The sequence below is a fragment of the Streptococcus suis genome, from assembly GCF_002964045.1.
GTDB classification, from domain to species: Bacteria; Bacillota; Bacilli; order Lactobacillales; family Streptococcaceae; genus Streptococcus; species Streptococcus suis_U.
Genome location: NZ_POPB01000466.1, coordinates 33,057 through 45,221, shown reverse-complemented (window position 1 = coordinate 45,221; position 12,165 = coordinate 33,057). Strand labels below are relative to the sequence as shown.

Sequence of the window (12,165 nt, the reverse complement as noted above, 5' to 3'; positions counted from 1 at the left end):
GAGTGTTTGAAGTTGGAAATAAGGAAACGACGTTTCCTCGATCGTTGAAGTAATAAAAGAAAAACTAAATGACGAAAAACCATCCAAAAACTCCCCCAGGCTAACACCTAGAGGGAGCATGAATAAATTACAACTCAGCAATCTGGCTCAAGTTAACTTCAGCAATGGTATCATTACCAAACATAGAGATAACCATTTTGACCTTGTTGTTATCAATTTCTGTGATTTTTCCTGTGTAATCTGTGAAGGCACCGTCGATGATACGAACTGTGTCGCCAACTTTGACATCAATATCAAATTCTTGAACAGTTTGACCCATAGATACCAAGATTTGACGGATTTCTTCTTCCAAAAGTGGTGTTGGTTTTGAACGGTTACCGTGCGAACCCACGAAACCTGTAACGTTTGGTGTGTTACGAACGACAAACCAGGCCTCATCTGTCATAACCATCTCTACCAATACATAACCTGGGAAACGGTTTTCTTCTACTTCCTTGACTTCACCGTTTTTCTCAACTTGAACAGTCTGAGTTGGGATTTCTACACGAAGAATGTTTTCTAACATGTTGTAGGTGTGGGCACGTTGGAGCAAGTTTTCCTTGACCTTATTCTCATATCCTGAATAGGTTTGTAAAACAAACCAGCCTTTATCAAAACTATCGTACATTTTAACTTCCTTTCTTTGGAAACACTGCATTTTTTAGACGCTAAAAAAAGCCCGAAGGCTTTCGCTTTTCTTTATTATATCACTTCCATTTTACAAATGGCAAGTATTTTCTAGAAAAGATTGATCAAGCTCATGATTCCTCTTGACAAAATTAAGTCAAAAAGGTAAACCACTGCTACGAAAAATGCTGTATACTGCACAACAGATACGAAATCTTGCCAGCTCTGCTTACGAGTTGGCCAAGACGTATCTTTCAAAATACGAATAATATCTTTGAAAAATTTCACGCGCGACTCCTATCTGGTTTCCTTGTGAACGGTGTATTGTCCACAATGTTTACAAAATTTATTTACTTCTAACCGTGTTGGCTTGGGATTGCTCGAAAGACTAATCGAATAGTTTCGAGAACCGCAAACAGTACAGGCTAGGCTTGCTTTTTTTAGTGCCATATAGCCCTCCATCTATATCATTCTATCACGTTTCTACGGATTTGACAACTCCCCAAACCAAGACGTGATATTATCCCACAAGGTCTTTGCTCGCTCTGGCAACTGTGCATCAATCAAGTTTTGCTTAGTCTGCTCAATCAAGTTTCGCGCCTGGTCAGAAATCTCCTGCACCTGCTTTTGATTGATTCCAAATTCAGACTGTGTTACGGACTCTTCAGCAACCTCTACAATTCCATTTTGAACATAGGCATTCTCTACATCAAACTGTGTCCCAGCTGTGTAAGGCAAGATCGAATTAGCAACCGTTTGAAAGACGGCCGGTGCCATCCAGTAGCCACTGCTATCAATGTAATGATTCTCATCCGTCTGTTCAAAACCAACCCATTGACTGATAACCAAATCAGGTGTATAAGCAATATACCACTGGTCATTAACAAGATTTACATCAAAACTTGTTTCGGTTGTTCCCGTTTTTCCTGCAAGATAGTAATTCGTCGCATCTGCAGATACACCTAAACCATTCGTATAGGTCCCAAGCATCATAGAGGTCATTTTATCTGCAACCGAGCGGTCAATTACTTTTGTACTTGTCTCGCGATGCTGAGCCAATACCTTTCCACTCGCTGTTTCAATACGTGTAATTAGATGAGCATCCTTCATTACACCATCATTCGCAAAAGCACTATAGGCCTGAGCCATTTGCAAGGGGTTCGTTTCCACACCTGATCCGATTGACGCACCTAAAACCTTTTCCACTTCATCCATATTCAGACCAAACTTCTTACCGTACTCAAAGGCCTTGTCAATGCCCAAGGTGTTCACAATATAGGCTACTGGCAAATTGTAGGACAGGGCCAAAGCTTGATACATAGGGATGGTATCCGAGGTAGATAAGTCGTTGTTGTGCAAGGTATAGTCGCCATAGGTTTCTGTGTGATTGTCTAAGGCTGTATCAATGGACCAGCCTGCCGCAACTGCCGGAGCATAGGCAACGATCGGTTTGATGGTTGAACCAGGACTACGCTTAGCTTGGGTCGCAAAGTTGAATGTTCGAAACACAGCATCTTCCGAACTATTCACGCGCCCAACCAAGGCTCGAACCCCGCCAGTTGCAGGATCCAAAGCTACACTTGCAGCTTGAGCCGAGGTTCCATCATAACTTGAAGTCGGGAACATAGTTTCATCATTGAAGATAACCTGCATACTCGCTTGAGAATTTTGGTCCATTTCGGTATATATTCGATAGCCGTTATTGATGATATCTGATTCCTTCAAACCATACCGATCAATAGCCTCTGCAATCACAGCGTCAAAATAGGACGGATAAGAATAGTTACTCTGTTTCCCAGAATAGGTATCTGCCAATTGACTGGCCAAATCCACCTGAAAACCTGCATCTGCTGTCGCCTGATCAATAACTCCAGCATCCACCATGGCCTGCAAGGCCGTATTGCGACGATTGGTCGCATTTTCAAGTGAATAATAAGGGTTGTAAATTTCCGGCCCCTTCAACATCCCTGCCAATACGGCTGATTGCTCAATCGATAAATCGCTGGCTGGAATACCGAAATATTTTTGACTGGCATCTTCTACTCCCCATACCCCATTACCAAAATAGGCATTGTTGAGGTACATGGTCAATATTTCTTGCTTGCTGTATTTTTTATTGATTTCAAGGGCAAGGAAATATTCTCTAGCCTTACGACTAATGGTTTGTTCCTGGGTCAAGAAGGCATTTTTTGCCAACTGCTGAGTAATGGTGGATCCCCCGCCTGAACGCCCCAAAGTCAAAACAGCCAAGATCGTCCGTTGGTAGTTGATCCCTGAATTTTTATAAAAACTCCTATCTTCTGTCGCGATAACGGCATTTTCCAAATTGTCCGAAATAGCGTCCAATTCAACATAGGTCCCTTTTTGTCCCGATAAGGTTCCGGCTTCCGCCCCGTCCTTATCGTAGATAATGGTCGTCGCCTTCAAGGCCTCCTGTAAATCTCCAACATTAGCTGTTTTCGCTAGGAAGAAGAGGTAGCCACCAACTGTCAACACCATAAGCCCGACCAAAATCATCAAAATCTTGGTCAACTGGTAACGACGCCAAAATTTGCGGACAGGTTCCGGAATGCGCGAAGGCTTCTTTGGCTTCGGGTCTTGACCGCCACGGCTCTTCCGTCTACTCAACCCTTCATTTTCAGGGGCCTCAGTTTCAGACTGAACTGGTCTATCCATTGTTTCTTTTTCATCTAATCCCTTTATCTGGATGGTTTCTTGTAAATCTTGGTCCATCATCTCTTCCTTTCTGTTTGAATTTTTTCCATTATACTACATTTTGCACATTTCCTTAAGAAAAAGCCCCTCTTGACACTTGTGACAGCTGAGAGAGGAGAGAAATTTTCTCAAAAATATGATAAAATAGGGTCATTCTGAACAAAGAAGAGGATTCCCATGACACAGATTTATGACATTACCATCATCGGTGGCGGACCAGTCGGTTTATTCGCCGCTTTCTACGCCCACCTTCGTCAAGCCAAGGTCAAAATCATTGACTCCCTGCCCCAACTGGGTGGCCAGCCTGCCATTCTCTATCCTGAGAAGGCTATTCTGGACATTCCAGCCTTTCCCAGCCTGACAGGACAGGAGTTGACCGACAACCTCCTCGCCCAGCTGGCTCCATTTGACACCACCATCTGCCTCAATGAAACCCTGACTGCTATTGAGCCAGGAGAGGTCATTTCCCTAACGACTAACAAAGGTAGCCACCAAACTAAGACCCTGATTATCGCTATGGGTGGCGGTGCCTTCAAGCCACGTCCGCTGGAGATTGATGGTGCTGACAGCTTTGACAACGTCCACTACCACGTGTCCAACATCCAGCAGTATGCCGACAAGGACATCGTCGTCTTGGGTGGCGGTGACTCCGCAGTCGACTGGTCCCTGGCCTTTGAAAAAATCGCCAAGACCACTCAGATTGTCCACCGTCGTGACAACTTCCGTGCTCTCGAACACAGCGTGGAAGAGCTCAAGCAGTCCAGCGTCAGCATCCACACACCTTTTGTTCCTAAAGGGCTTTCTGGGGAAAATGGCAGAGCTTCTAGCATTCATTTTGACAAGGTTAAGAGTGAGGACAAGCTCAGCCTGCCTTTCGACCACCTCTTTGTCAACTACGGTTTCAAATCATCTGTCGGAACGCTGAAAGAATGGGGCTTGGAACTCAATCGCCACCGCATCATCGTCAACAGCAAGCAAGAAACCTCTGTCCCTGGTATCTATGCTATCGGTGACTGTTGCTTCTACGAGGGCAAGGTTGACCTGATTGCGACTGGGCTGGGCGAAGCCCCAACTGCAGTCAACAATGCCATGAACTACCTCAATCCAAACGAAAAAGTGCAACCCAAGCACTCAACTAGCCTATAAGATGAAAATTGACATTCGTATTCCCCAAGCCTTTCCCCAGCTAACTGTCAAGGAAGTCTTGGAAGATTATTTTCTCATTCCCAGAAAAATCCGCCACTTCCTCCGCACCAAGAAGCATGTCCGTGTCAACGGTGAGCTGGTTAACTGGCAGAGCCCGATTACCGCAGGCGACCTGCTGGAATTGACCTTTGACCAGGAAGATTATCCTGAAAAAAGCATTCCTCTGGGACAGGCGGACTTGGTGGAGAATCTCTATCAAGATGAACATTTGATCATCGTCAACAAGCCTGAGGGCATGAAAACCCACGGCAATGAATCGACGGAGATTGCCTTGCTCAACCATGTGTCTGCCTATGTGGGCCAGACCTGCTATGTGGTCCACAGGCTAGACATGGAAACCAGCGGAGCCATTCTCTTTGCTAAAAATCCCTTTATCCTGCCCATTCTCAATCGGCTTTTGGAGGACAAGGTCATCTACCGTGACTATCTGGCCCTCTGCCAAGGGCAGCTAAGAAAGACTGACTGGACTATCACTGATAAAATCGGACGGGACCGACACGACCGCAGAAAACGGGTGGTCGATAACCGCAAGGGACAAACTGCTCTGACCCAGGTTCGCCTCTTGAAGACCCTTGGCAAAAATAGCTTGGTCTCTTGTCGTCTCCAAACAGGACGAACCCATCAGATTCGGGTGCACCTAGCCCATCACGGCCATGCTCTGATTGGTGACCCACTCTACAGCCGAATCGCTGCCCCTCGCCTCATGCTCCACGCCCAAAAACTCAGCCTGACCCACCCGCTGACACTTGAAGAAATCAGCGTAGAAGCAAGGTCGGAGAGTTTTGATAGAATAGTAAAAAAGAGCTGAAAAACCAGCTCTTTTCTGCATCTATGTTATTCAAAAATATTTCCCAACTCTACATCGACTCGGTTTTCCTTGACATTGATGTCTGTCACAGCTAGCAGGGATTTGTAGTTAGCTACGTTGCGGTCACCTTTTTGGTTTTCTGCAAAGACAGCAACGCCTACCAATGTTGAGTCAAACTCAGATAAGAGGCTAATCATACCATTGATGGTGCCACCATTTTTCAAGAAGTCATCGACGATCAAGACACGGCTTCCTGCCTTCAAACTACGCTTAGACAGAAACATCTTTTCGATACGGTCGCTAGATCCTGACACATAGTTGACAGAAACGGTTGAACCTTCTGTGATTTTCAAATCACGACGCACAATGACAAAGGGAACATTCAGGACATTGGCAACGGCATTGGCCAAAGGAACCCCCTTAGTCGCAACCGTCATGACCGCATCAATCTTTTCTTCTTTGAAGGCATTGGCAATAATGCGACCAACATTTTTCAAAATATGTGGGGTAGATAACAAATCAGACGAGTAGATATATCCACCTGGCAAGATACGGTTGCTTTCAGCCATTTGGTCACGAAGGGCTTGTGCAATCTCGATAGACTCTGCCTTAGAGATAGATGGGGTGAAAACAACTCCTCCACTAGCTCCAGTAATGGTTTCAATCTGACCGATAGAGCTCTCCTCAAAAGCCTTTTTAATGATAGCAATATCCTCTGAAATCGAAGATTTTGCCGACTCATACTTTTCAGCAAAGGTATTCAAACTGGTTAATTCATAAGGGTGGTTGATGAGATAGTTGGAGATGACAACCATTCGTTCACTTCTTCTTAATTTCATACATTCATCCTCTTTCGCTTTTTTCTATTATACCATAAGAAACGACAAAAAGCGAACTTTTTTGATTAAAAAGTCCGTCTTTTTCGTATTTTGTTTTCTAGTTACCTGTACCATTTGGGAATATGTAAATAAAAACCTTCGTACCATTCCGAAATAGCAGCTGATTGCTTAATCATCAGTGGAATTTGTTCGGAATCTTGATGTTCTGCCCAAGAAAGAGCGCCTAGACTGTTTACTGTTAAGTATAGAGCTAAAAGTCTCCAAAATTCCTCTGGAATAGCACCGTCAAAATAGGCATCTACCTGACCACGCGCAAAGGCTGGAGACAAGTCTGCTGTGAAAATCAAACGGTTGAATTCTTCCCAGGGGTCTCCTATATCGTAGCGATCAAAGTCTAAGATTTTTAGTTTTCCATCTCTTCCCAGTAGAAAATTCCCTGTGTGAAAATCTCCATGATGGTAGGCAATCGGTCGTCCTTCAAGCAAGTGACGATTGGCCTGAACAAAGTCTATCATGGCTTGACCATTTGGATAGGAATGACTAGCTGCTTGGTAGGCCTTGATTTTACTGTCAATCTTAGCCTGATAAAAACTGCTCCAGTCCCGTTGACTTTGGTCAATCGGTAGGGCATGCAAAGTTCGCAAAAACTGCCCTGACTGACAGCCCAATTCATATAAGGTTTGTTCTGACAGACTGGTAGCCAAATCATTCATATCCTGACCTTCTATCCATTCATAGAGGGTATGGACTGACTGGTCATCCGTCCAAAAGCTGATTGGCTCTGCCACAGGCAAACCTAGACCAAACAGGTTTTCAACTAACTGAAACTCTAATCGCTTAGCCTCATAGGCTGGCCGCTCTGCTATTCTCAAAAGACCAAGGCGACCATCTTCTAGCTGGACCTTATACTTTCGGTCTGTGGACCAGCCTTTGGTGAGGGGCTGACGAGATACAATCGCAACTGCCATCAGTCTAAATTAGGCTTGTAGAAGGCACGGTTGTCCATGGCAAAGATACGGTTAGTCATCTCACCTGGGCCGACCTTGTCCAAGGCTGATAGCATCATCATCATTTCCGCATCAATGTTGTCAATCATGTGGAGGATTTCCGCCTCCATAATCTGCGGACGGACAGGGCTTCCATACTCCAAGAGGCCATGGTGGCTGAGGATAACATGGCGCAGAACAGTCACTTCTTCCTTGCTATCGTCGATACCCAATTCCATCAAGACCTTGGTAATCTCTTCATCGATTAGGGAAATGTGACCAATCAGATTGCCACGGACAGTGTAGCCTGTGTTATCAGGACCTGTCAGTTCAATCACCTTGGCTAGGTCATGAAGCATAATCCCTGCGAAAAGCAGGCTCTTGTTGAGCTGGGGATAGATGTCACCAATTTTATCCGCCAAGCGGACCATGGTCGCCGTGTGGAAGGACAAGCCTGAATAGAAGGCATGGTGATTGGTCTTGGCCGCTGGATAGGAATAAAATTCCTTGTCGTACTTGCTGTAGAGAGCACGGACAATCCGCTGCCAAGTGGCATTTTCGATGCGGAAAATCATCTGGCTCAAATAGTCCTTGGTGTCCTTGACATCCACAGGTGGTTTTTCCTTGAAATCAGCAGGGTCGTTGGGCTCGCCTGCCTTTGGCAAACGAAGAACCAGTTGATTGACCTGGGGGGTGTTGTTGTAAACCTCACGGCGCCCCTGCATGTGAACAACAGTTCCAGCAGTAAAGTCCTTGATTTTCCCTGGTTGGGCATCCCAGACCTTGCCTTCAATCTCGCCCGTATCGTCTTGGAAGGTCAGAGCTAGATAGTCTTTGCCAGCCCGTGTTTGACGGACTTCAGCAGTCTTAATCAGATAGAATCCTTCGAAGAATTCATCTTTTTTCATTTGGTTAATTTTCATTATCTTCCTCATCTAATGGGGACAGGCCAAGCAGTCCCTTGGTTTGGTCATCTTCGTACAGGTCAATGGTACGAAGACTACGCTCGATGGCGTTGGTGCGAGTGGTTAGGAGTTTGTCAATATTGCTGCTGGCTTGATTGAGTTGTTTCTGAGCCTTGACCAAGAGGTCAGAAAACTTGCCAAATTCCAGCTTGACATTGCCCAAGACCTTGGAAATATCATCGGCTGACCGTTGAATGTTGAGGGTCTTAAAGCCGACGGAGAGGGAATTGAGCAGGGCGGAAAGTGTGGTCGGTCCTGCTACCACGATATTTTCCTGACGGCGCAGCTCATCAAAGAAAATCGGATTGCGAACCACTTCTGAATAAAGTCCTTCGGTTGGCAAGAACAAGACACCAAAGTTGGTGGTTTCAGGCGGATTGAGGTACTTGCTCTGAATATCCTTGGCAAAACGTTTGATAGCAGCCAAGAGATTTTTGCGATGGAGGTCTATCTGGTCCTTGTCCCCACTTTCGTAAGCATCTTCCAAGCGGTAGTAATCCGCTAGCGGAAACTTGGAATCGATTGGCAAGTAGATATAGTCGCCTTCCGTCCGTCCTGGTAGCTTGACCGCATACTCCACGCGCTCACTAGAGCCTGAAACCGTGGCAAACTCTCGCTCATATTGGCTAGGTGTCAAAATATCCTCGATAATCTGTCCCAGCTGCAATTCACCCATGATGCCACGGGTTTTGGTGCCAGACAGCACCTTGTTAAGACTACCCACATCACGAGCCACCGTCTGCATTTCGCCCAGACCACGATTGACCGATTCCAATTGCTTGGACACCGTTTCAAAGGAGGCTTGTAGGCGGGTTTGCAGGGTTTTCTCCAGTTTTTCCTCAACTGTCTGCCGCATTTCTTCCAGGCGTTTTTCATTGGACTCCTGAATGGCCTGCAAGCGACGGTCGGTGGCATCTCGCGTTTCCAAGTGGCTCTTATTCAGCTCTTGACGGATGTCGGTTAGCTGTTGGTAAAGCTCCGTGCGAAGTCTTTCCACTTCCTGATGAATGGCTTGTTGCTGTTTGAGAGTTGCATTTTCTAGTTGATAGCTGAGCTGATCAGACAAGTTGTCTGCTGTGTCTTCTGCTTGATCTTGCAAAAGCAGGGCCAAGCTCTGCCATTTTCCATAAAGAAAAACCAAGGCAAGCAAGACCAGTATCAGCAAAATAAGTAATACAATATCCATCTAATTCTTGTCCTTACTGTAGATTAGGAGCACGTAGCCCTGATCCAGTTGAATGTCTATGTCTCTATCTATAAATTCGTTAGAGGAATAGCATTTTTTGAAAAAATAATTGCTGGCATCCAGCGGATACTTGGCATGACGAATGGTCAGGCGACTCTGGTCCGACGGCATAAAGGAAATATAGGTCATTCCTTGAATAGGTTGAATGACATGACGTCCTGAAGGTCGAAAACGAACGATATTCTGACTGTCCACCAATTCAATCTGCTCCATAAAAGCAGCCAAGTCCGGTTCAGCAGCCAGAAAGAGATTGGCCATCATGTGGTCCATGCGACCACCCAAAGCACCGTATATGCGTACCTGAGCCTGCGGATATGCCTTGAAGATTTCCTTTAAAGCCAACTCCAAATCTGTATCATCTTTTTCAGCAGGAGCTTGCAAAAAACGCTCTGCTAGATCCTTTATCCGCCCTAATTCTTCAGGTGTCACCGAGTCAAAATCACCGATAGCCCAGTCAAGAGGCAGAAAATGGTCCAGAAGACGAAGAGAGCCTGCATCTACCCCCACATAGAGGTCGGCAGGCTCAGGAAGGCAGTCAAAGGAACCGCCTGCAATGACAGCAATCTTAATCATTGAGGGCAGCTCTCAATTTGGCAACGTTGGCATCCAAATCGCCTTTGAAGAGGTAGGAACCAGCCACAAAGACATTGGCACCCGCATTTTTGGCTGAATGAATGGTCTTATCGTCAATCCCGCCGTCCACTTCAATATGAAAGATCAAGCCCTTGGCTTCACGGAGTTTGACCAAGGCCTCAATCTTCTCAGCCACTTCTGGAATGTAGGCCTGACCACCAAAACCTGGGTTGACCGTCATGAGAAGCACCTGATCCACCAAGTTGAGCACAGGTTCAATGGTCACAAGCGGTGTACCTGGATTGATGACCACACCCACCTTCATACCAGCAGCACGGATTTTCTGCAAGGTTCCATGCAGATGAACCGTTGCTTCTGCGTGAATAGTCAAGATATCCGCACCTGCTCGAGCAAAGGTCTCAATATGATTTTCAGGATTGGACACCATGAGATGGCAATCGAAAACCAGCTTGCTATGAGGACGCATGGCTGCTACCACATCCGCTCCAAAGCTAATATTTGGCACAAAGTGACCGTCCATGACATCAATGTGCACATACTCCACACCTGTCTTTTCTAGACGCTTGAGCTCTTTTTCAAAATTTGCATAATCTGCCGCCAAAATAGACGGTGCAATCTTATAATGTGACATAGAGAACCAACTTTCTATTTGAATTTCTTACTTACCTTGGTATAGGTTTCACGCTGATTTTGGATTTCGCTGAGGAATTGGAGATAATTGTCAAAGCGGATTTGGGAAATGGCAGAGCTGGCAACAGCTTCCTTGACCGCACAATCCGGCTCATGGGTATGGGTACAGGTCCTAAATTTGCAGTCCTGACTGGCTTCCGCAATCTCTGGGAAACAATCTGTCAGAGCCTCCGCCTCCTTGACTTCATAGTCTAGGGATGAAAAACCGGGCGTATCCGCAATTTTCCCACCGAAGACATTGTAAAAACTGACCGCACGAGTGGTATGGCGACCACGCCCCAGACTATCTGAAATAGCCCCTGTTTCCAAGGCTAATTCTGGCGCAATGCGATTGAGAAGAGTCGACTTGCCAACCCCTGTCTGGCCCATAAAGACCGTCACCTTATCCTGCAATAATGGTGTCAATTCCTCCAAACTATAGACAAATGGATAGCCAATTTTCTCATAGATAGCCTTGAAGGTATCCATCTCCGTCCGATCTTCTACCAAGTCCATCTTAGAGATATAAATAATAGGATCCATGTCCTTCTGTTCCAAAAGCACTAGGAAACGATCCAGTAGATTAGCATTAAAATCAGGTTCCTTAGCCGACATGATAACCACCGCCTGATCGATATTGACGATAGGAGGTCGAACCAAACTATTCTTTCTCTCGTGGATTTTTAAAATATAGCCTTCTGAGTTTTCCTCCGCAGAAAAGTCCACAAAATCACCCACGTAGGGCGTTTGACCTTTCTTACGAAAATTTCCTCTGGCTCTGGTTTGATAAATCTGTCCCTCTGCCTCGACATAGTAAAAACCAGCCAAGGCCTTGATAATTCTTCCTTGCAATGAAGACTCCTTTGTATGTACTTGTTCCTATTATACCAAATTTCCTAAGAAAAAAGGAGCAGGAAAGAACTCGAACCTTAATAAAAGAGCGCGTCTCCCATTTCACGTTTCAAGTTGTTGAGCTGAACCAGTCTATTCCCAGACTGTTTCAGTCCCACCCCCGTATAGCTCCAAAGGTTTGGGGAACCTTTGGAGGTCGGAGATAGAGCGAACAGAGTTCGCTACAAAACAGTCAGAGTAGTGACTGTTGGAGCTTGGAGATAGAGCGAACTTTGTTCGCAACAGTCGTAATGGTTAGATTTGGAATGTAAAACACGAATTGCTGAGATTTGCTCTGCAAATCCCATCTCCAACCTTTAACAGTCTCCAAGACTGTTAAAGCCAATCAACCACTGCGCTGAGATGTTGACACTAGCCTTATGAAGTGGGTTGGTCTTTTACCCAGACTCTGAGATTTTACACTTTACTCTAGTCATTTCAATTGAAAAATAGTATAATAAAAAGCAAGCGGAGGTGGTGGAACGGCAGACACGCATGCTTCAGGCGCATGTGCCCATCGGGTGTGAGGGTTCAAATCCCTTCCTCCGCATTATTTATAAAGGATAACCCCAAGTCAAAG

At 45.6% G+C, this 12,165-nt stretch carries 13 protein-coding genes and 1 tRNA gene; 3 read left to right on the top strand and 11 right to left on the bottom strand.

Going from position 1 to position 12,165, the window contains the following annotated elements:
* Positions 1-127: 127 nt before the first annotated feature.
* The 4 genes from nusG to pbp2a all read right to left on the bottom strand — a co-directional run bounded on the left by nusG (position 128) and on the right by pbp2a (position 3,342).
* The gene (gene nusG / locus C1E99_RS11875; RefSeq protein WP_002940254.1) at positions 128-667 is read right to left on the bottom strand and encodes a transcription termination/antitermination protein NusG; all 540 of its coding nucleotides are present in this window, start codon (positions 665-667) and stop codon (positions 128-130) included.
* 110 nt (positions 668-777) lie between these two features.
* On the bottom strand, positions 778-954 hold the full coding sequence (gene secE, locus C1E99_RS11870) for a preprotein translocase subunit SecE (RefSeq protein ID WP_044774946.1): 177 nt from the start codon (positions 952-954) through the stop codon (positions 778-780).
* 9 nt (positions 955-963) lie between these two features.
* A complete protein-coding gene (rpmG, locus tag C1E99_RS11865) occupies positions 964-1,116 on the bottom strand; it encodes a 50S ribosomal protein L33 (RefSeq protein ID WP_002940258.1) in 153 nt (50 codons plus the stop codon).
* 33 nt (positions 1,117-1,149) lie between these two features.
* Positions 1,150-3,342 (bottom strand): penicillin-binding protein PBP2A, encoded by a 2,193-nt coding sequence (gene pbp2a / locus C1E99_RS11860; protein ID WP_105207678.1) that lies wholly within the window; start codon positions 3,340-3,342, stop codon positions 1,150-1,152.
* A 216-nt stretch (positions 3,343-3,558) separates the two neighbouring features.
* Between pbp2a and C1E99_RS11855 the strand changes: the two genes are divergently transcribed.
* Together C1E99_RS11855 and C1E99_RS11850 are read left to right on the top strand one after the other, a co-directional pair.
* Positions 3,559-4,527 carry an NAD(P)/FAD-dependent oxidoreductase gene (locus C1E99_RS11855; RefSeq protein WP_105207660.1) on the top strand — a complete coding sequence of 323 codons (969 nt, stop codon included), beginning with the start codon at positions 3,559-3,561 and terminating at the stop codon, positions 4,525-4,527.
* A 1-nt stretch (position 4,528) separates the two neighbouring features.
* The gene (locus C1E99_RS11850; RefSeq protein WP_105207659.1) at positions 4,529-5,395 is read left to right on the top strand and encodes an RluA family pseudouridine synthase; all 867 of its coding nucleotides are present in this window, start codon (positions 4,529-4,531) and stop codon (positions 5,393-5,395) included.
* 26 nt (positions 5,396-5,421) lie between these two features.
* Here C1E99_RS11850 and purR read toward each other — a convergent pair whose 3' ends face one another.
* The 7 genes from purR to rsgA form a co-directional block, all read right to left on the bottom strand.
* Positions 5,422-6,234: a pur operon repressor gene (purR, locus tag C1E99_RS11845; RefSeq protein ID WP_105108249.1), complete on the bottom strand. Its 813-nt coding sequence runs from the start codon at positions 6,232-6,234 to the stop codon at positions 5,422-5,424.
* Between the two features lie 101 nt (positions 6,235-6,335).
* Entirely contained in the window at positions 6,336-7,202 is an 867-nt protein-coding gene (locus C1E99_RS11840; RefSeq protein WP_105207658.1) for an aminoglycoside phosphotransferase family protein, read from the bottom strand.
* A complete protein-coding gene (locus C1E99_RS11835) occupies positions 7,202-8,143 on the bottom strand; it encodes a 3'-5' exoribonuclease YhaM family protein (RefSeq protein WP_105114320.1) in 942 nt (313 codons plus the stop codon). Before C1E99_RS11835 ends, C1E99_RS11840 begins: the two co-directional genes overlap by 1 nt.
* The gene (locus C1E99_RS11830) at positions 8,133-9,371 is read right to left on the bottom strand and encodes a DNA recombination protein RmuC (protein ID WP_105129741.1); all 1,239 of its coding nucleotides are present in this window, start codon (positions 9,369-9,371) and stop codon (positions 8,133-8,135) included. Before C1E99_RS11830 ends, C1E99_RS11835 begins: the two co-directional genes overlap by 11 nt.
* The gene (locus C1E99_RS11825; protein WP_105207657.1) at positions 9,372-10,004 is read right to left on the bottom strand and encodes a thiamine diphosphokinase; all 633 of its coding nucleotides are present in this window, start codon (positions 10,002-10,004) and stop codon (positions 9,372-9,374) included. It abuts the gene before it with no gap.
* The gene (rpe, locus tag C1E99_RS11820) at positions 9,997-10,656 is read right to left on the bottom strand and encodes a ribulose-phosphate 3-epimerase (RefSeq protein WP_105207656.1); all 660 of its coding nucleotides are present in this window, start codon (positions 10,654-10,656) and stop codon (positions 9,997-9,999) included. The genes C1E99_RS11825 and rpe overlap by 8 nt, the downstream gene beginning before the upstream one ends.
* A gap of 14 nt (positions 10,657-10,670) precedes the next feature.
* Complete coding sequence (gene rsgA / locus C1E99_RS11815; protein WP_105207655.1) at positions 10,671-11,546, bottom strand: ribosome small subunit-dependent GTPase A; 876 nt, start codon at positions 11,544-11,546, stop codon at positions 10,671-10,673.
* Positions 11,547-12,053: 507 nt separating this feature from the next.
* Between rsgA and C1E99_RS11805 the strand changes: the two genes are divergently transcribed.
* Positions 12,054-12,135: transfer RNA gene (locus tag C1E99_RS11805), tRNA-Leu, on the top strand.
* Positions 12,136-12,165: the final 30 nt, after the last annotated feature.